At 64.8% G+C, this 19,269-nt stretch carries 14 protein-coding genes; 10 read left to right on the top strand and 4 right to left on the bottom strand.

From position 1 onward, the window contains the following. Positions 1-287 precede the first annotated feature (287 nt). The 7 genes from ACIP02_RS08255 (at position 288) to ACIP02_RS08225 (ending at position 10,372) form a co-directional block, all read left to right on the top strand. The gene (locus ACIP02_RS08255; protein ID WP_400615098.1) at positions 288-1,451 is read left to right on the top strand and encodes an efflux RND transporter periplasmic adaptor subunit; all 1,164 of its coding nucleotides are present in this window, start codon (positions 288-290) and stop codon (positions 1,449-1,451) included. Further along, positions 1,448-4,540, top strand: coding sequence for a multidrug efflux RND transporter permease subunit (locus tag ACIP02_RS08250; RefSeq protein ID WP_400615095.1), 3,093 nt, complete (start codon positions 1,448-1,450; stop codon positions 4,538-4,540). Before ACIP02_RS08255 ends, ACIP02_RS08250 begins: the two co-directional genes overlap by 4 nt. 9 nt (positions 4,541-4,549) lie before the next feature. After that, complete coding sequence (locus ACIP02_RS08245) at positions 4,550-5,224, top strand: heavy metal response regulator transcription factor (RefSeq protein WP_400615093.1); 675 nt, start codon at positions 4,550-4,552, stop codon at positions 5,222-5,224. Next, a complete protein-coding gene (locus ACIP02_RS08240) occupies positions 5,199-6,602 on the top strand; it encodes a heavy metal sensor histidine kinase (protein WP_400615090.1) in 1,404 nt (467 codons plus the stop codon). The genes ACIP02_RS08245 and ACIP02_RS08240 overlap by 26 nt, the downstream gene beginning before the upstream one ends. A 278-nt stretch (positions 6,603-6,880) precedes the next feature. Next, on the top strand, positions 6,881-7,105 hold the full coding sequence (locus ACIP02_RS08235) for a hypothetical protein (RefSeq protein WP_201198522.1): 225 nt from the start codon (positions 6,881-6,883) through the stop codon (positions 7,103-7,105). A 205-nt stretch (positions 7,106-7,310) separates the two neighbouring features. Then, complete coding sequence (locus ACIP02_RS08230; RefSeq protein WP_400615088.1) at positions 7,311-8,645, top strand: OprD family porin; 1,335 nt, start codon at positions 7,311-7,313, stop codon at positions 8,643-8,645. 236 nt (positions 8,646-8,881) lie between these two features. Next, positions 8,882-10,372 carry a diguanylate cyclase domain-containing protein gene (locus ACIP02_RS08225; protein ID WP_400615086.1) on the top strand — a complete coding sequence of 497 codons (1,491 nt, stop codon included), beginning with the start codon at positions 8,882-8,884 and terminating at the stop codon, positions 10,370-10,372. On the opposite strand, the gene ACIP02_RS08220 is transcribed toward ACIP02_RS08225, so the two are convergent. After that, positions 10,369-10,845 (bottom strand): PA2169 family four-helix-bundle protein, encoded by a 477-nt coding sequence (locus ACIP02_RS08220; RefSeq protein ID WP_201198517.1) that lies wholly within the window; start codon positions 10,843-10,845, stop codon positions 10,369-10,371. The two genes, ACIP02_RS08225 and ACIP02_RS08220, sit on opposite strands and share 4 nt — an antisense overlap. A 203-nt stretch (positions 10,846-11,048) precedes the next feature. On the opposite strand from ACIP02_RS08220, the gene ACIP02_RS08215 reads away from it, so the two are divergent. Continuing rightward, positions 11,049-11,270: a DUF3820 family protein gene (locus tag ACIP02_RS08215; protein ID WP_400615083.1), complete on the top strand. Its 222-nt coding sequence runs from the start codon at positions 11,049-11,051 to the stop codon at positions 11,268-11,270. A 158-nt stretch (positions 11,271-11,428) separates the two neighbouring features. Here the strand turns inward: ACIP02_RS08215 and ACIP02_RS08210 are convergent, their stop codons facing one another. From ACIP02_RS08210 to ptsP, 3 genes are read right to left on the bottom strand one after another with little or no spacing between them, the layout of a single operon-like run. Next, positions 11,429-13,171: a PTS fructose-like transporter subunit IIB gene (locus tag ACIP02_RS08210; protein WP_400615081.1), complete on the bottom strand. Its 1,743-nt coding sequence runs from the start codon at positions 13,169-13,171 to the stop codon at positions 11,429-11,431. Next, the gene (pfkB, locus tag ACIP02_RS08205; RefSeq protein ID WP_400615078.1) at positions 13,168-14,115 is read right to left on the bottom strand and encodes a 1-phosphofructokinase; all 948 of its coding nucleotides are present in this window, start codon (positions 14,113-14,115) and stop codon (positions 13,168-13,170) included. The genes ACIP02_RS08210 and pfkB overlap by 4 nt, the downstream gene beginning before the upstream one ends. Further along, complete coding sequence (ptsP, locus tag ACIP02_RS08200) at positions 14,116-16,968, bottom strand: phosphoenolpyruvate--protein phosphotransferase (protein WP_400615075.1); 2,853 nt, start codon at positions 16,966-16,968, stop codon at positions 14,116-14,118. A gap of 283 nt (positions 16,969-17,251) precedes the next feature. On the opposite strand from ptsP, the gene cra reads away from it, so the two are divergent. Next, positions 17,252-18,247: a catabolite repressor/activator gene (gene cra / locus ACIP02_RS08195; protein WP_400615073.1), complete on the top strand. Its 996-nt coding sequence runs from the start codon at positions 17,252-17,254 to the stop codon at positions 18,245-18,247. A 2-nt stretch (positions 18,248-18,249) separates the two neighbouring features. Further along, entirely contained in the window at positions 18,250-19,026 is a 777-nt protein-coding gene (locus ACIP02_RS08190; protein ID WP_400615071.1) for a TatD family hydrolase, read from the top strand. Positions 19,027-19,269: the final 243 nt, after the last annotated feature.

Raw genomic sequence — 19,269 nt, 5'->3', positions numbered from 1 at the left:
CACAAGGCCGCTCCTACAAGGACAGCGTCAACTCGAAGCCAGCGCAACCCCTGTGTGCGGCTTTAGCCGCGAGCACCGGCGCAGCCGGTGCCACACAGCGAGTTGGATTGTTCGCGGGTAAACCCGCTCCCACAGGAACCGCGACACATTTACAGGTTTCGCTCTCTGCGCGTAGGCGAAACTGACACGGCTGTCAGCCAGCGGTCACGCTGCCGACCCGGTTCAGGGGCTATAAGAATGAATACTGACCACCCTTCCCTCTTCCCCTGGCCAAGGTGCCCGCACCGATGCGACGTCCGCCCCGTTCCGCTCTACTCGCCGCCCTGGCGCTCATCGTCCTGGCGGTAGCGGGTACCTGGTTCGCCCAGCGCCAGCCTGCGCCAACTACCCGTGCACAAACAGCAGTGCCGGTGCGGGTGGTCAGCGTCGCCCAGCAAGACGTGCCGCGCTACGCCAGTGCCATCGGCTCGGTGCTGTCGCTGCACAGCGTCGAGATGCGCCCACAAGTGGAAGGTGTGCTGACCCAGGTGCTGGTCAAGGAAGGCCAGTGGGTAAAGGAAGGCGACCTGCTGGCTACCCTCGACGACCGCGCCATCCGCGCCAGCCTCGACCAGGCCCGGGCTGAGCTGGGCCAGAGCCAGGCGCAGATCCAGGTCGCCAACGTCGACCTGCAGCGCTACCGCCTGCTGAGCACCGACAACGGCGTGTCGAAACAGACCCTCGACCAGCAACAGGCACTGGTCAACCGCCTGCAGGCCACGGTCAAGGGTAACCAGGCCGCCATCGACAATGCCCAGGTGCAGCTGTCGTACACGCAGATCCGCTCGCCGGTGACTGGCCGGGTAGGCATCCGCAACGTCGACCCCGGCAACTTGGTGCGCACCAGCGATACCCGCGGCCTGTTCAGCGTCACCCAGATTGACCCGATTGCAGTCGAATTCGCCCTGCCGCAGCAGATGCTGCCTACCCTGCAGAGCCTGCTGAAGGCGCCGACCCCGGCACTGGTGCAGGCCTACATGGATGCCGACGGCGAACGCAGCCTGCTAGGCGAAGGCCACCTGGCGCTGATCGACAACCAGATTTCCGCCACCACCGGCACCGTGCGCGTCAAAGCCGAATTCGACAACAAGGACGGCCGCCTGTGGCCGGGCCAGCTGGTCACCATTCGCCTGCGCACGGCCGTGGAAGAAAACGCCCTGGTGGTGCCACCGCCGGTGGTGCAACGCGGCGTCGACGGGCATTTCGTCTACCGCCTGGACGGCGACAAGGTCACCAGTGTGCCGATCAAGGTGCTGTACCAGGACAGCGGCCTGAACATCATTGCCGGGGTCAAACCGGGCGAGCGCCTGGTGCTGGATGGCCAATCGCGGCTCAAGCCGGGGGCGCGGGTCGAAGTCACCCCTGACGCCCCTGCGCCATCGGAAATGGCCGACCGCCGGAGCCAGCCATGAACACGCGCAACGGTGTTTCGGCCTGGTGCATCGACCACCCCATCGCCACCTTGCTGCTGACCTTCGCCCTGGTGCTGTTGGGCGCCATCGCCTTCCCGCGCCTGCCAGTGGCGCCGTTGCCCGAGGCAGACTTCCCGACCATTCAGGTGACCGCCCAACTGCCCGGTGCCAGCCCGGAAACCATGGCCTCGTCAGTGGCCACGCCACTGGAGGTGCAGTTCAGCGCCATCCCCGGCATGACCCAGATGACCAGCAGCAGCGCGCTGGGCTCGACTACCCTGATTTTGCAGTTCACGCTGGACAAGAACATCGACACCGCCGCCCAGGAAGTGCAGGCGGCGATCAACACCGCCACCGCACGCCTGCCGCAGGACCTGCCCAACCCGCCGACCTGGCGCAAGGTCAACCCGGCCGACAGCCCGGTACTGGTGATGACCGTCAGCTCCGACCAGATGCCCGGCAACGACCTGAGCGATTACGCCGAAACCCTGCTGGCCCGGCAGCTGAGCCAGATCGAAGGGGTCGGCCTGATCAACATTACCGGGCAACTGCGCCCGGCGATCCGCGTGCAGGCGCAACCCGAGAAGCTCGCCGCCATCGGCCTGACCCTGGCCGACCTGCGCCAGGCCATCCAGCAGACCAGCCTGAACCTGGCCAAGGGCGCGCTGTACGGTGAGCACAGCGTGTCGACCATCGCCGCCAACGACCAATTGTTCCACCCCGAGGACTACGCCCAGTTGATCGTTTCGTACCGCGACGGCGCCCCCGTGCACCTGAAGGACGTGGCCAAGGTCATCAACGGAGCGGAAAACGCCTACGTCAAGGCCTGGTCCGGTGACAAGCCGGGGCTGAACCTGGTGATCTTTCGCCAGCCGGGCGCCAACATCGTCGACACCGTGGACCGGGTCATGGCCGCCCTGCCCAAGCTGCAGGAGATGCTGCCGGCCTCGATCGAGGTGTCGGTGCTGCAGGACCGCACGCAAACCATTCGCGCCTCGCTGCATGAAGTGGAGCTGACCCTGATGATCGCCGTGGCCCTCGTGATCGGGGTCATGGCACTGTTCCTGCGCCAGTGGTCGGCGACCCTGGTGGTGTCCAGCGTGCTCGGCGTATCGCTGATCGCCAGCTGCGCACTGATGTACATCCTCGGTTTCAGCCTGAACAACCTGACCCTGGTGGCCATCGTCATTTCCGTGGGCTTTGTGGTGGACGATGCCATCGTGGTGGTGGAGAACATTCACCGCCACCTGGAGGCCGGTGACGACAGCCGCACGGCGGCGCTCAAGGGCGCCGGGGAAATCGGCTTTACCGTGGTGTCGATCAGCTTCTCGCTGATTGCCGCGTTCATCCCGCTGCTGTTCATGGGCGGTGTGGTTGGCCGGCTGTTCAAGGAGTTCGCCCTTACTGCTACCTCTACCATCCTGATTTCAGTGGTGGTTTCGCTGACCCTGGCGCCCACCCTGTGCGCGCTGTTCATGCGCCGCCCGCCGGGCGAGCACAAGGGCGGCTTTGGCGAGCGACTGGTCAAGTGGTACGAAAAGGGCCTGAACCACGCCCTCGCCCACCAGCGCCTGACCCTCGGTGTGTTCGGCGTGACCCTGGCGCTGGCGGTGGCCGGATACGTGGCCATCCCCAAGGGTTTCTTCCCGCTGCAGGACACCGGCTTCATCCTCGGCACCAGCGAGGCGGCGGCGGATGTGTCTTACCCATCGATGATCGAGAAGCATCAGGCGCTGGCAAAAATTATCGAAGCCGACCCGGCGGTGCGCGCGTTCTCGCATTCGGTGGGGGTGACCGGCAGCAACCAGACCATCGCCAACGGCCGCTTCTGGATCGCCCTCAAGCCGCGTGGCGAGCGTGATGTGTCGGCCAGCGAACTGATCGACCGGTTGCGGCCCAAGCTGGCCCAGGTGCCGGGCATCGTCCTGTACATGCGCGCCGGCCAGGACATCAACCTCAGTTCCGGGCCTTCGCGCACCCAGTACCAGTACGTGCTCAAGAGCAACGACGGCGAGGCGCTAAACCTGTGGACCCAGCGCCTGACCGAGCGCCTGCGGGAAAACCCGGCCTTGCGCGACCTGTCCAACGACCTGCAACTGGGCGCCAGCGTTACCCGCATCGACATCGACCGCCAGGCCGCGGCACGTTTCGGCCTGACCACCACCGACGTCGACCAGGCGCTGTACGACGCCTTCGGCCAGCGGCAGATCAGCGAGTTCCAGACCGACACCAACCAGTACAAGGTGATTCTCGAACTGGACGCGCGCCAGCGTGGCAAGGCCGAAAGCCTGAACTACTTCTACCTGCGCTCGCCGCTGACCAGCGAAATGGTGCCGCTGTCGGCGGTGGCCCACGTGGCGCCGCCCAGCACCGGGCCGCTGTCGATCAGCCACGACGGCCTGTTCCCGGCCGCCAACCTGTCGTTCAACCTGGCGCCCGGCGTGGCCTTGGGTGAAGCAGTGAGCATCCTTGACCGCACCCAGCGCGAACTGGGCATGCCCGACTCGATCACCGGCAATTTCCAGGGCGCGGCGCAGGCCTTCCAGAGTTCACTGTCGAGCCAGCCGTGGCTGATCCTGGCAGCGCTGGTGGCGGTGTACATCATTCTTGGCGTGCTGTACGAAAGCTTCGTGCACCCGCTGACGATCATCTCCACCCTGCCCTCGGCCGGCCTCGGTGCGCTGATCTTGCTGTGGGCCATGGGCCAGGACTTCAGCATCATGGGGTTGATTGGCGTAGTGCTGCTGATCGGCATCGTCAAGAAGAACGGCATCCTGCTGATCGACTTTGCCCTCGAAGCCCAGCGCCATCACGGCCTGACGCCCGAGCAGGCGATTCATCAGGCGTGCCTCACGCGCTTCCGACCGATCATCATGACCACCCTCGCCGCCCTGCTCGGCGCGGTGCCGCTGATGTTCGGCTTTGGCACCGGCGCCGAATTGCGCCAGCCACTGGGCATCGCCGTGGTCGGCGGCCTGCTGGTAAGCCAGGCGCTGACGCTGTTCACCACCCCGGTCATATACTTGGCCCTGGAGCGCCTGTTCCACCGCCGCCAGGCTGCCCGTGCGGCAGCGCCAAGTGCCAGTTAGGACAAGACCATGCGTGTGCTGATCATCGAAGACGAAGAAAAAACCGCCGACTACCTGCATCGCGGCCTTACCGAGCAGGGCTTTACCGTCGACCTGGCGCGCGACGGCATCGACGGCCTGCACCTGGCCCTGGAGGGCGACTACGCGGTAATCGTGCTGGACGTGATGCTGCCCGGCCTGGACGGCTACGGCGTGCTGCGTGCGCTGCGCGCGCGCAAGCAGACCCCGGTGATCATGCTGACCGCCCGCGAACGGGTCGAAGACCGCATCCACGGCCTGCGCGAAGGCGCCGACGACTACCTGGGCAAGCCGTTCTCGTTCCTTGAGCTGGTCGCCCGCCTGCAAGCCCTGACCCGCCGCAGCAGCAGCCACGAACCCCTGCAGGTGCAGGTGGCCGACCTGTGGATCGACCTGATGGCGCGCAAGGCCACGCGTGCCGGCCAGCGCCTGGACCTGACCGCCAAGGAATTCTCGCTGCTTAGCGTGCTGGCACGTCGGCAAGGCGAGATCCTGTCGAAGACGGCGATTGCCGAGCTGGTCTGGGACATCAATTTCGACAGTGACGCCAATGTCGTCGAAGTGGCGATCAAGCGCCTGCGCGCCAAGCTCGACGGGCCGTTCGACAACAAACTGCTGCACACCATCCGAGGCATGGGCTATGTCCTGGAAAACCGTGCGGGGTAACTCCATTGCACTGCGTTTGTCGGCGCTGTTCATCCTGGTCGCGCTGGGCGTTTTCCTGCTGATCGGCTCGGCGCTGTACCGCCAGGTAGACCGCAGCCTCGACCTGCTGCCGCAAGCCGAGCTGGATGCGCGCTTCAGCGTGCTCGAATCCACCCTCAACCGCTTCGGCACGCCCGAGCACTGGGCCAAGATCAACAACAAGCTCAACCTGCTCAGTGAAGAAGACAAACGCATCCGCTTCTGGGTGGTCAGCAGCAACCCGGCCTACGAATTTGGCCACCCCAGCGAGTTGGTCCGCGCCTTCGCCGAAGGCCCGCAGGGCATGCGCGACCTGCGCCTGCCCGACCGGCCCTACCCGTACAAGGTACTGGTCAGTGAACTGCCGGCGCTGGGTGAGCGCCCGCCCCTGCGCTTTCTGATCGGCATCGACACCGAAACCTTCTGGCAGGCCCAACACAGCCTGCTGGTAGCGATTGTCGGGCTGGCGGTACTCGGTGTGCTGCTGGCCTCACTGCTGGGGTACTGGGTGGCGCGCATTGGCCTGCGCCCGCTGCTGGCGTTGTCCAACGAGGCCCAAGCGCTGGCACCGCCACGCCTGGACGGTCGCCTGCAAACCCAGGCGCTGGCCCCGGAACTGGCGCAGTTCGCCGGCGCCTTCAACGCCGCGCTCGACCGGGTCAGCCAGGCCTATTCGCGGCTGGAAGCGTTCAACGCCGACGTCGCCCACGAACTGCGCTCGCCGCTGACCAACCTGATTGGCCAGACCCAGGTGGCGCTGACCCGCGGGCGCAGCGCCGAGCACTACTTCGAAGTGCTGCAATCGAACCTGGAAGAGTTGGAGCGGCTGCGCAGCATCATTAACGACATGCTGTTCCTGGCCAATGCCGACCAGGGCAGCAAGGCCACCGCCCTGACCCAGGCTTCGCTGGCCGAAGAAGTGGCCACCACCCTCGACTACCTGGACTACATCCTCGAAGACGCGCAGGTCAGCGTCAGCGTCAGCGGCGATGCCCAGGCCCCGATCGAAAAGGCCCAGCTACGCCGGGCGCTGATCAACCTGCTGAACAACGCCGTGCAGCACACCGCACCGCACCAGGTGATCCGGGTGCAGATCGATGCCGAGGCGGAGCAGGTCAGTATTGCCGTGAGCAACCCGGGGCCGGCGATTGATGATGAGCACCTGCCGTTGCTGTTCGAACGCTTCTACCGGGTGGATGCGGCGCGCAGCAACAGCGGCGGGGGTAACCATGGGTTGGGGTTGGCGATCGTCAAGGCAATTGCGCTGATGCATGGGGGGGAGGTGTTTGTGCGCACTGGGGCTGGGGTCAATACCTTCGGTATCCAGCTGCCGATCCTGAGGGCTACGCGATCCCTGTAGGAGCGGCCTTGTGTCGCGATGGGCTGCGCAGCAGCCCCGGCTATTGATGCTATTGCACAGAATTTGGGGCCGCTGCGCGCCCCATCGCGACACAAGGCCGCTCCTACATGGACCGCGTCTAGCGCGGGGATTTGCGTCGAAAGTACTATTGCTTTACCGGGGATCGTTACCTTTTGCGCAACAGTGCTTATCGCACTTCGCTCTGTTTCCAGTGCATTGAAAGGACTAACTTTACCCCTGTCCTCATTAGCACTTGCACAGCAAGAAGGTAGTTTCAAATGTCCAACAGTATGGGTATTGCCAGCGTTTTCGTCCTGTCGTCCCTGTTGTTGTCGCCCCTGGCCATGGCCGAAGAATCCCCGGCTTTTGTCGCCCGTAATGCAGAGTTCGCCGCGGTCCATCAAGACGCCCGCGAAGCCGTTGCCGCACAGAAGGCCGACGCTGTCAAAGACGCAAACCAGACCGCCTCCAAGGTCTCTGTCGATGCCAACGCCGACAGCTGATACAGCGCTGTTACTGTTTCCGTTTTCCCTTGGCTACGCCATGGGCACCACCGGTGCCGATATGTTAGCCTTTTAAAGCCGCTGCCAATCAGCGGCTTTTTTTATGTGCTGTAACTATCAGCCCGGCTGTAACGTTCACCTATAAGAAAGACGCACATTCAAAAATAAAAACTGCCCCACCGTCAGACCAAAGGAGCTAGTACCGGTGCCTTCCGCGTTTCGTTTTACCCCGCTTTTCATTGCGTTGACTGCAACGATCCCTTTCGCCGCCCAGGCAGATGAAGACAAGGCTGATGGCTTCATCGAAGGTTCGTCCTTCAACCTGCATTTCCGTAATGCCTATTTCAACCGCGACAACCACAACGCCGGCGTGCGCGACACCCGCGAGTGGGGCCAGGGCGCGGTTGCGCGCTTCGAGTCGGGCTACACCCCGGGCGTGGTCGGCTTTGGCCTGGACGCCCATGCCATGCTGGGCCTGAAGCTCGACGGCGGTGGCGGCCATGCCGGCACCAGCATCCTGCCCGAGCACATCAAGGACGACGGCGAGCTGGGCGCTGCCCCACACGCGTTCTCCACTGCCGGTGCCGCGGTCAAGCTGAAAGCCTTCGACACCGAGCTGAAAGCCGGTGACCTGTTCCTGACCAACCCGGTAATCGCCGGCGGCGAAACACGCATGCTGCCGCAGACCTTCCGTGGTGTGAGCCTGACCAACACCAGCGTCGACGGCCTGCTGCTCGAAGGCGGCCAGGTGAGCTTCACCCACCCGTACAACCAGAGCGGCCACCGCCGTATCGACACCTACTACGGTGCGCTGGGCGAGCACGACAAAAGCAAGCACCTGAACTGGGCCGGCGCGTCGTGGAGCGGTACCCCGAACATCACCGCCAACCTGTACGCGGCCGAGCTGAAGGACATCTGGAACCAGTACTACGCTGACTTCGACTACACCTACGTGGTCAACGACCTGGTCAGCCTGAACCCGGGTGTGCACTTCTACCACACCCAGGACACCGGCCAGGCCCTGCTGGGCAAGATCGACAACAACACCTACAGCGTGCACTTCACCGTCAACGCCGGGTACCACAGCGTCACTGCCGCCTACCAGCGGGTCAACGGCAACACGCCGTTCGACTACATCAACCTGGGCGACAGCGTTTACCTGGACAACTCGCGCATGTACTCGGACTTCAACGCCCCCAACGAGCGTTCGTGGAAGCTGCAGTACGACTATGACTTTGCCGGCGTCGGCGTGCCTGGCCTGACCAGCTCGCTTTCGTACTCGCGCGGTGAAGCGGACCTGACCAAGGCCACGCAGAACACCGACCACTACGACTACTACCGTGCCGATGGCAAGAACGCCATGCACTGGGAGCGCGACCTGGACGTGAAATACGTGTTCCAGGAAGGTGACCTGAAAGACCTCTCGGTACTGGTGCGCTATGCCACCCACCGTGGCAGCCAGGGTTATGCCTCGATCGACAGCAACAGCGACAACGACGAAGTGCGGGTGATCGTCGATTACCCACTGAACGTGTTCTGATCCCCATTGTAGGAGCGGCCTTGTGTCGCGAAAGGGGTGCGAAGCGCCCCCAGATTTTCAGCTTCGCAGCCACTATCGCCGGGGCCGCTTTGCGGCCCATCGCGACGCAAGGCCGCTCCTACACGAGCAATGCACAGCCGAGATAGCCGTGCTTCCGTCGGACAAATCTTGTTCGACAATCCCTGCTTCCCTAGAATGTCGCCGCCGCGAATGGCCCTGCCCTTGCAGTAGCGAGCATGCCCACCCAATCCCCGCCTTCAGCACTCTACAGGTCGCACCCCGAGCTGATCCTCAACCTGGGCAGCTGCCTTGCCGTGCTCGCGATCGTGGCCATCGTCAGCTACCTGCTGGCCCGTGAACGCGATAGTGTCGAGCAGTCGGCCGTGCGCGCTTCGAACAACATCGTGCAGTTGATCGAAAGTGACACCCTGCGCAATGTCGAACTCTACGACCAGTCACTGCAAGGGTTGATCTGGGCGGTCGGGCGCAAGGAGCTGCCGGAAATCCCCGGCCCGCTGCGCCAGCGCCTGCTGTTCAACGAAGCCTTTGTCGACCGCAAACGCGGTGACGTGCTGTGGCTGGACCCGCAAGGCAACGTGGTCGGCGATTCCACCAGCAGCGTGCCGCGCAAGGCCAACTTCGGCGATACCGGGGTGTTCAAGGCGCACCGGGACAACCCCAACCTTGGCCTGCTGGTAGGCCCGCCGTTCAAGGCCAGGCTCGGCGGCCTGGACTGGTGTATCAGTTTCAGCCGGCGCATTTCCGGCCCCCATGGCGAGTTTGCCGGGTTGGCAGCCGGCGCCCTGCGCCTGTCGTATTTCAGCGAGCTGTTCCAGCGCCTGGACATTGGCGACGACAGCAGCATCAACCTGTTCAACACCGACGGCCAGTTGCTCGCCCGTCAGCCGTCCCGCACACCCGATCCGTTGATCGGCAGCAACTACGCCGAACGGCCAAACTTCAAGCGCATCCTCAGTGAACAAAGCGGCAATTTCACCGCCCGCTCCGCCAGCAGTGGCAAGGCGCGCATGTACACCTTCGCCCGGGTTGCGCAGCTGCCGTTGATCGTGCTGGTGGTGCACTCGGCCGACGAGGTGTTCCAGTCGTGGCGCCGTACCGCCATTCTGGTCAGTGTCGCTACCGGCGTACTGTGCATGGGCATTCTCTGGCTGACCCTGCTGCTGGGCCGCGAACTGCGCCGCCGCCGGGAGGCTGAGCAAGGCCTGGAAACGCTGGCCGCCACCGACAGCCTGACCGGGCTGGCCAACCGTCGCCGCCTTGACCAGGTGCTGCGTCAGGAATGGGCGCGTGCCCAACGTAACCGCAAACCGCTGGCAGTGCTTATGGTGGATATCGACCATTTCAAGGCGTTCAACCAGCGCCACGGCCATGCCGGAGGCGACCATGCGCTGCGCGAAGTGGCCAAGGTCATCGAGGCGTGCATCCGCCGCCCGGCCGATCTGGCTGCGCGCTATGGTGGGGAGGAGTTTCAGGTGGTGCTGCCAGAGACCGACCTGGCCGGCGCACAGCTGCTGGCTGAACGCATTCGGGCCTGTGTCGAGGCACTGGCGCCGTTTGCCGATGATGCCCATGCGGTCACGGTGAGCATCGGCATCGGCCTGTCCGGCGCCCAGCACGACCTGAGCAGTGTGCTGGGTGCCGCGGACGAAGCGCTCTACCGGGCCAAGGCCAGGGGCCGTAACCGGGTAGAGGGGCCGGACACTTAGGAGCGGGCGCGGGCGGCGTTGCGCAGCGCCTTGACCTGATCGTGGTTACGCTGCACGCCTTGCAGCTGTTTTTCCACCAGGCTGTAGCTGGTGTCACTGGCGGTGCGGCCCAGTTTCACCAGTTTTTCGCGGGCTTCCTTGTAGGCCTTCAGGGCGTGGTCCTCACCGCGTTCCACTTCGTTGAGCACCGCTTCTTCATCTTTGCCGGTGACCATCGACTTGAGGTTGACCCAGCCGCGGTGCAGGTCGCCGCTGATGCTGGTGGAGGTTTCCGGGTCGCCACCCAGGCGGCGCACTTCGCTCTGCAGTTCACCGGCAGCGTTGGCGCATTCGCCAGCGCGCTGGACGAAGAACGCTTTCAGTTCGGGGTTCTTCACATCATCGGCCGAGGCCTTGAAGCCTTTCTCGCCATCCTTGCTGTACTCGATCAGGTCGTTGAGCACATCGATCACGTCTTTGTTGGGATTGCTCATGGTACAAACTCCTTGGCAGGTGATAGTCATCTGTAAGAGAGCAGTGATCGTGCCAATCTTGTTTTTTTATAAAATTTCTTCTAAATCAATTAGTTAATAACTAACAAGCGAAGCCTGATTGCGGCTTTCTGCATGATTGCCGCTTGGGCCTTCGTGCAGATTGCAGTATGGTCGGCGCTTTTCCACTGCCAGGTGCGCCGAAGATGAAGCCGGAAACGCTCGAACTGCTGGTGACCCGCAGCATGCCGTTCGGCAAATACCAAGGGCGGATCATTGCCGACCTGCCGGGGGATTACCTGGCCTGGTTTGCGCGCAAGGGTTTCCCTGCCGGGGAGCTGGGTGGGTTGCTGGCGTTGATGCATGAGATCGACCACAACGGCCTGGGTGAACTGCTGGTGCCATTGCGGCAGAAGCATGGGCGTTGATACAAACTGCCCGACTGGCACAAATCCTTGTAGGAGCGGCCTTGTGTCGCGATAGGGCTGCAAAGCAGCCCCAAGCTTTCAGCTCCGCCGCATAAATTGCCGGGGCCGCTTTGCGGCCCTATCGCGACACAAGGCCGCTCCTACACGACGGTGTGCACTCAGGCACTTTTGATTGGAGCCACCGCCAACTCCACCCGCTCACTCTTTTTGATCACCGCATACACCACCGCCGTCAGCAAGCTGCCCGCCACGATCGCCAGCAAGTACAGCAGCGCATGGTTGATCGCATTGGGGATCAGCAGCACGAACAGCCCGCCATGTGGCGCCATCAGCTTGCAGCCGAAGTACATCGACAACGCCCCGGTCAACGCACCACCGGCGACACTGGCCGGGATCACCCGCAGCGGGTCCTTGGCAGCAAACGGGATCGCCCCTTCGGAGATGAAGCACAAGCCCAGGGCCAAGGCCGCCTTGCCCGCTTCACGCTCGCTCTGGGCGAACTTGCGCCTGGCCATGAACGTGGCGATGCCCAAACCGATCGGCGGCACCATGCCGGCCGCCATGGTCGCCGCCATCGGTGCGTAGCTCGACGACGCCAGCAGGCCCACCGAGAACGCATAGGCAGCCTTGTTGATCGGCCCGCCCAAGTCGACGCACATCATGCCACCCAGCAGCAGCCCCAGCAGAATGGCATTGGTGGTGCCCATGCTGTCGAGGAAGTGGGTCAGGCCTTCGAGCATCGCCGCCACCGGCTGGCCGACCACGTAGATCATCACCAGGCCGGTGAACAGGCTGGCCAATAGCGGAATGATCAGGATCGGCTTCAGCGCCTCCAGGCTGCTGGGCAAACGCGCCCAGCGGGCAATAGCCTTGGCGCTGTAGCCAGCGAGAAAGCCGGCAATGATGCCACCGATGAAGCCGGCACCCAGGGTGCTGGCCAGCAGGCCGCCGATCATGCCGGGGGCCAACCCCGGGCGGTCGGCGATCGACCAGGCGATGTAGCCCGCCAGCAGCGGTACCATCAGTTTGAACGCCGCCTCACCACCAATCTGCATCAGCGCCGCCGGCAAGGTGCCGGGCTCTTTGTAGGCTTCGATGCCGAACACGAACGACAGGGCAATCAGCAAGCCGCCAGCCACCACCATCGGCAGCATGAACGACACGCCGGTAAGCAGGTGCTTGTACACCCCGGCTTTCTCGCCCTTGGCCGACGTGGTTGCCGCAGCGGCGTCGGCGCTGCTTTCCACCTTGCCTTCGGCCAGGGCCTTGTCCAGCGTGGCCCGCGCCTGCTTGAGGGCGATGCCGGTACCGCAACGGTAGATGCGCTTGCCGGCAAAACGCGCAGTGGGTACTTCGATATCGGCGGCCAGCAGCACCACGTCAGCGTCTGCGATGGCTTCGGCGGCCAAGGGGTTGCGCGCACCGACCGAGCCTTGGGTCTCGACGGTGAGCTGGTAGCCCAACTGTTGGGCGGCCTGCTGCAAGGCTTCTGCCGCCATGAAGGTGTGGGCGACGCCGGTCGGGCAGGCGGTGACTGCAACAATGCGCGCGGCTGAGCGGTCAGCTACCGCAGGGCTGTTCGGCACAGCGGCCAGCAAGCGGGCGTTGGCCGCGGCTTCATCAAGAAAACCCTCGCGGTCCGCCAGGGCCTGTGACGGCGTGCTCTGATACAGGCGCTTGCCAACAAAGCGGGCCAGGTCCACCGGGCCGGTGCTGACCACCAGCACCCAGTCGGCCTCGGCGATCTGCGCAGCGCTCAGTTGCCGCTCGGGGTGTTCGGCATCCTGCACCTCGACGCTGGTACTCCAGCCACGCCGCTGGGCAGCGGCAGACAGCAAGCGGGCACTCAGGACACTCGACACCTGGCCATTGGGGCAGGCGGTGACAATGGCAATGTTCATCGGCAACCCTCTTGTTGTTCTGTCAGTTGCACAGCCGCCTCCAGACGCGCCAGTTGCTCGCGGTCGCGGATGCCAAAGCCGACCTGGGTAACGGCCTGGGCAGCGATGGCGGTGGCGCGGGTCAGGGTTTGCGCGGGCGCTTCGCCCAGCAGCAGGCCATGGACCATGCCGGCCACCAGCGAATCCCCCGCCCCGACCGTGCTGGCGACCCGTACCTTGGGCGGGCTGGCATGCACGGCCAGATCACGGGTGAACCAACTGACCCCCTGCTCGCCCGCCGACACCACCACGTGCTCGACGCCACTGGCCAGCAGGCGCTCGGCAGCGGCACGCTGTTGCGCCGGGTTATCCACAGCCAGGCCAAGCACCTCGCCCAGTTCTTCGGTATTGGGCTTGACCAGCCAAGGTGCGCTCTGCAGGCCGGCACGCAGGGCTTCGCCGCTGCTGTCCAGGGCGACCTTGAGGCCTTGGGCCTTGAGTTGTTCGAGCAACTGGCGGAACCAGTCGGCACTGACCCCGCGCGGTAGGCTGCCAGCCACCACCACGGCATCGTGGCCCGGGGCGATCTGCTGCAGCCTGCGCAGCAAGGCACTGCGGGCTGCCTCGTCAACTTCCGGGCCTTGGCCGTTGATGTCGGTGACGCGGCCATCGGCTTCGACCAGCTTGATGTTGCTGCGGGTTTCGCCCGGCACGCGGACAAAGCAGTCGGCAAAGCCGCGCCATTCAATCAGCGCTTCGAACGGCTGCAGGTTGTCACAGCCGAGGAAGCCGCCAACGGTCACGCTGTGCCCCAGGTCGGCCAGTACCTGGGCAACGTTCAGCCCCTTGCCGGCCGCGTGGCTATGCTGCGCCTGGCTGCGGTTGACTTCCCCGGGGCGCAAGGTGTCCAGGCCGATGGTGATATCCAGCGCCGGGTTCAGGGTAAGGGTAAGGATCTTGGCCATTCAGTAACGCTCCACCAGCGCGCGTACCGCTGCGGCGCTGTCCTGTTGCAGGGCCTCGCGCGCCAGGGCGCGGGCCGTCTGGTGATCGGCCTGGCGGACCAGGGCCTTGACTTCGGCAATGCTGCGCGCGGCGACGCTGAGTTCGTCGACGTCCAGGCCCAGCAATACGGCGACCGCCTGCGGGTCGGCGGCCAGCTCACCGCACACGCCAACCCATTTGCCTTGGGCATGGGCGGCGCGCACGGTCATGTCGATCAGGCTGAGCACTGCCGGGTGCAGGCCGTCGGCCTGGGCCGAGAGGCTGGGGTGACCACGGTCGATGGCCAAGGTGTATTGGGTCAGGTCGTTGGTGCCGATGCTGAAAAAGTCCACTTCGCGCGCCAGTTGCGGCGCCAGCAGGGCCGCCGAGGGGACTTCGACCATGATGCCGATTTGCAGGTCGACTACCGGGATCTCGACCCGCAGGCGTTCGACCATCGCCCGCGCCTCGCGCCACTCGTGAACCTGGCCAACCATCGGGAACATGATGCGCAGCGGGCGCCCGTCGGCAGCCCGCAGCAAGGCGCGCAGCTGGTCTTCCATCAACTGTGGGCGTTGCAGGGTCAGGCGTATGCCGCGCACGCCCAGGAAGGGGTTTTCTTCAGCGGCGATTGGCCAATACGGCAACGGCTTGTCGCCACCGACATCCAGGGTACGTACCACCAGCGGGCGCCCGTCGAGGCCGTCGAGCACGCGGCGGTACTCGGCCTCCTGGGTGGCGACGTCCGGGGCTTGCGGGTGGGCCATGAAAATCAGTTCGGTGCGCAGCAGGCCTACGCCTTCGGCGCCCTGCTCTACCACCTTGGCGATGCCGCTGCTCTCACCGATGTTGGCGAACACCTCGACGGGGTGGCCATCACGGGTTACCGCGGGCTCGAAGCGATTGGCCCAGGCTGCCTGCAAGCGTTGCTCGCGCAGGTCGCGCTCGGCCAGCGCCCGTTGCAGCTCATCTGCTGGCGGCGCCACGCTGACCACACCGCGCTGGCCATCGAGCAGCAGCGGCGTGCCGCTTTCCAGCAGCAATATCGCGGCACCTGCACCGACCACGGCCGGGATACCCAGCGCGCGGGCCACAATGGCACTGTGGGCCGTCGCGCCGCCCTGGGCGGTGACGATACCGGCGACCCGCTGCGGGTTCAGCCGGGCGACATCGGACGGGCCGACCTCGGTCATTACCAGCACGTAAGGTTGCTCGGGCTCGACCTGCGCCGGCACACCGCACAGCTGCGCCAGCACGCGCCGGCCAATGTCGCGCAGGTCGGCGGCGCGCTCGGCAAGCAACGCATCGTGCAGCGACTCCTGCTGACGGGCCGCTGCTTCGATCACCGCCATCCACGCGGCCGCAGCACTTTCGCCCTGGGCCAGGCGCTGCTCGACATCGTCGCTCAGGGCCGGGTCGGCGAGCATTTCCTGATGCGTGACGAAAATCTCGCCGATGGCCTTGTCGCTGCGCTGAATCAACGCCTGCAGTTCGCCGTTCACCATCGCCAGGGCTTCGCGCAGCTTGTGCCGCTCTTGTGCGCAGGATTCGCCGCGCAGGGGGTAGTCGAAGTCACGCTCGACACACACGTGCGCCGGCCCGCTGGCGATGCCGGGGGCGGCGCCCACGCCCTGAATGCGGCTACCGGCTTGCGGGGCTGGTAACACGTCGGGCGCTTCGCGGGTTTCGGCGGTGGAGCTTTGCGCCAGCGGCTCCACCTCCTCGCCCAAGCCTTGTTCGATGGCGGCCAGCAGTACCGGCAAGGCATCGGCGGCAACGCTTGGCTCGGCCAGCAACTCCAGCACCTGGCCACGCCGGGCGCCGAGGCTGAGCAGCTTGCTCAGGCTCTTCACCGAAACCGCCGGCTGCGCGCTGTCGAGCAGGCGCACACGGATTTCCCCTTCAAAACCTTTGGCCAATTGCGCCAGCACCTTGGCCGGGCGGGCATGCAGGCCATGCGGGTTGGCCAACACGACCCGCACGCTGGGCCAGTCTGCCGGTGCCTCGCCGCCCAGCACTTCCAGCACCGCACGGCTGCTGGTGGCCTGGTAGAGCATTTGCCCGCGGCCTTCGATCAGTACTTCGCACAGGCGTTCGAGCAAGGCTTGATGGGCAGCCCCCAAGCTGGCCAGGCAGAACAAACCGTTGAGCGGCTGGTCGCGGTAACGCAACGGCTGTTGTGGGGTAATGAAAGCCAAGCCCGGCTGGCGCACCTGGCGCTCGCTGTGCAGCCACCACAGGCCCTCGCCCAGCGGCAGCGGCTCGGCCTGCTGCAGCACGGCAGCAAAACCGCTGTCGACACAGTCGGCGCGCTGCAACAGGCGCGCACCGCGCCAGGCCAGTTCGTCGAAATCTTCAGCCGGCAGGTTCAGGCCGACCAGTTGCGCGTCCAGCGCCAGCGCCTGGGGTGCGCCTTGCAACAGCTTTAGCAACGCTTCGGCAGAGCTGGCACGGCGCAGCGCTTCAGCCAGGTCGGTCTCGCCCAGGGCGCGGGTCAGCAGTTGCAGCAGGCGCAGGTGTTCGTCGGAACGGGCGGCGATGCCGATGGCCAGGTAGACCTTTTGCCCGTCACCCCAGTCCACCCCCTCGGGGAACTGCAGCAGGCGCACGCCGGTGGCATACACCAGGTCACGGGTTTGCGGCGTGCCATGAGGAATGGCAATGCCCTGGCCAAGGAATGTTGAGCCTTGCGCCTCGCGGGCCTGCAGCCCTTGCAGATAACCGTCGGCGACCAGGCCATCGGCGACCAGTCGCTCGGCCAGCAGGCGCAGTGCCTCGGCTTTGTCGACGGCCACCTGGCCCATGGCTATCTGCTCCTTGGCGAGCTCGAGCATGACCTTCTCCTTTTGCAGTTCCCGGTCGGATCTGGAGTATTGTTGTGGAATTCACAGGAAGGGCCAGTGATTCAGCCGTGCACGGAAGGCAGCCGAGGCAGAAAATTCGGCGGCTGAAACGTTTAATCTGACCAAGTGGCCACGTTACTCGATAATCTTCCGGGGAAAAAGCCCCATCCTGTCGGACAATTGCGACAATGGTCGTCTGCGCGCACTGCCTGTACCGGGTCAAACTACCCGGTCCGGCCTTACAGCCAGCCCCGGTAATAACAAGGAAAATTCGGTGAAACTCAGCGATATCGCCCGTCTGGCCGGTGTGTCCGTGACCACTGCCAGCTATGTCATCAATGGCAAGGCTGAACAGCAACGCATCAGCAGCAGCACTGTCGAGCGGGTACGCGCGGTGGTCGAAGCACACGGCTTCACCCCCAACCCGCAAGCAGCAGGCCTGCGCAGCCGGCATACCCGCACCCTGGGCTTCATTCTCCCGGATCTGGAGAACCCCAGCTACGCCCGCATTGCCAAGCAGCTGGAGCAAGGCGCCCGCGCCCGCGGCTACCAGTTGCTGATCGCCAGCAGCGACGACCAGCCCGACAGCGAACGCCAGTTGCAGCAACTGTTCCGCGCGCGTCGCTGCGATGCACTGTTCGTTGCCAGCTGCCTGCCCCCAGAAGACGAAAGCTACCGCGAGTTGCAGGACAAAGGCCTGCCGGTGATCGCCATCGACCGCCGCCTTGACCCTGCCCACTTCTGCTCGGTGATCAGCGACGACCGTGATGCCAGCCGCCAACTGGCCGCTAGCCTGCTCCGCGCCGCCCCACGCAGCATCGCCCTGATCGGCGCCCGCCCGGAGCTGTCGGTCAGCCAGGCGCGTGCCGGTGGTTTCGACGAAGCCCTGCAAGGCTATGCTGGCGAAGTACGCCGCTACCAGGGCGAAGCCTTCAGCCGCGAGTGCGGCCAGCGCCTGATGCAGCAACTGATCGACGACCTGGGTGGCCTGCCGGATGCCCTGGTGACCACTTCGTATGTGCTGTTGCAAGGGGTGTTCGATACCCTGCAGGCGCGCCCTGCCGACTCGCGTCAACTGCAGTTGGGTACCTTTGGCGACAACCAGTTGCTCGACTTCCTGCCACTGCCGGTCAATGCCATGGCCCAGCAACATGGCCAGATTGCCGCCATCGCGCTGGAACTGGCACTGGCCGCCATCGAGGAAAAACGCTACGAACCTGGCGTGCATGCAGTGGGTCGAACCTTCAAGAAACGCATTCCAGTGGCCTGAACATGCGCCTGATCGACACCCACACCCACCTGGACTTCCCCGACTTCGCCGCCGACCGCCCACGCCTGCTGGCTAACGCGGCGGCACTCGGGGTGGAGCGCATGGTGGTGCTGGGGGTGTTCCAGGCCAATTTCCAGCGGGTATGGGACCTGGCCTGTGCCGAGCAGTGCCTGTTCGCCGCGCTGGGCCTGCACCCGGTGTACCTCGACCAGCATCGCCCGGAACACCTGACGCAGTTGCGCGTGTGGCTGGAACGCCTGCGCGATCACCCGCGGCTGTGTGCCGTGGGCGAGTTCGGCCTGGACTATTACCTCGAAGACCTGGACAAGGCGCGCCAGCAAGAGCTGTTCGAAGCACAACTGCAGATGGCCTGCGACGTCGAGCTGCCGGCGCTGCTGCACGTACGCCGCAGCCATGCCCAGGTCATCGCCACGCTCAAGCGCTACAAGCCGGCGCGGGCGGGGGTGATTCATGCATTTGCCGGCAGTTATGAAGAAGCCCGCGAGTACATCAAGCTGGGCTTCCGGCTTGGCCTGGGTGGTGCGGCAACCTGGCCGCAGGCGCTGCGGCTGCGCAAGACCTTGGCGCGGTTGCCGCTGGACAGTGTGGTGCTGGAGACTGATTCGCCGGACATGGCGCCAGTGATGTACCCGGGGGTAAGAAACAGCCCGGAGCATCTGCCGGAGATTGCCGCAGCGCTGGCGCAGGTGATGGGCGTGGAGGTTGACGAACTGGCGCAGGCCAGTACCCGCAATGCTTGTGAGTTGTTTGGCTGGTAACCGCCAGGTAAGCACGCCCCTGCCCTAATTAATGCCAGTCAGTTAAGCGGTATGGGCTGACAGGTGCATGCCTTGAGATGTTGGGGGGCTGGGAGATCGAGCGCCGCCCGCGCGGCGCTTCGCGGCACAAGGCCGCTCCCACAGTCTGTTTCGGGCCAATTATTCCTGTGCCTTTGGCGCGCGCACCCTGGGTGCATGGCTGGAGATTGATGAAGAGAAGTGGCGCAGCCGATATCGAATGGA

Origin of the sequence: Pseudomonas sp. NPDC089408, from assembly GCF_044749445.1 — a bacterium.
Classification (GTDB): Bacteria; Pseudomonadota; Gammaproteobacteria; order Pseudomonadales; family Pseudomonadaceae; genus Aquipseudomonas.
This window is presented reverse-complemented; position numbering and strand designations above follow the sequence as displayed.

What these genes read in the sequence shown, in the direction of transcription:
- ACIP02_RS08250 (WP_400615095.1), top strand. Translation starts at nt 1,448, where the DNA reads ATGAACACGCGCAACGGTGTTTCGGCCTGGTGCATCGACCACCCCATC.
- ptsP (WP_400615075.1), bottom strand. Translation starts at nt 16,968, where the DNA reads ATGCTCGAGCTCGCCAAGGAGCAGATAGCCATGGGCCAGGTGGCCGTC.
- ACIP02_RS08220 (WP_201198517.1), bottom strand. Translation starts at nt 10,845, where the DNA reads ATGAGCAATCCCAACAAAGACGTGATCGATGTGCTCAACGACCTGATC.
- ACIP02_RS08210 (WP_400615081.1), bottom strand. Translation starts at nt 13,171, where the DNA reads ATGAACATTGCCATTGTCACCGCCTGCCCCAATGGCCAGGTGTCGAGT.
- ACIP02_RS08225 (WP_400615086.1), top strand. Translation starts at nt 8,882, where the DNA reads ATGCCCACCCAATCCCCGCCTTCAGCACTCTACAGGTCGCACCCCGAG.
- ACIP02_RS08215 (WP_400615083.1), top strand. Translation starts at nt 11,049, where the DNA reads ATGAAGCCGGAAACGCTCGAACTGCTGGTGACCCGCAGCATGCCGTTC.
- ACIP02_RS08245 (WP_400615093.1), top strand. Translation starts at nt 4,550, where the DNA reads ATGCGTGTGCTGATCATCGAAGACGAAGAAAAAACCGCCGACTACCTG.
- ACIP02_RS08255 (WP_400615098.1), top strand. Translation starts at nt 288, where the DNA reads ATGCGACGTCCGCCCCGTTCCGCTCTACTCGCCGCCCTGGCGCTCATC.
- ACIP02_RS08240 (WP_400615090.1), top strand. Translation starts at nt 5,199, where the DNA reads ATGTCCTGGAAAACCGTGCGGGGTAACTCCATTGCACTGCGTTTGTCG.
- ACIP02_RS08235 (WP_201198522.1), top strand. Translation starts at nt 6,881, where the DNA reads ATGTCCAACAGTATGGGTATTGCCAGCGTTTTCGTCCTGTCGTCCCTG.
- ACIP02_RS08190 (WP_400615071.1), top strand. Translation starts at nt 18,250, where the DNA reads ATGCGCCTGATCGACACCCACACCCACCTGGACTTCCCCGACTTCGCC.
- pfkB (WP_400615078.1), bottom strand. Translation starts at nt 14,115, where the DNA reads ATGGCCAAGATCCTTACCCTTACCCTGAACCCGGCGCTGGATATCACC.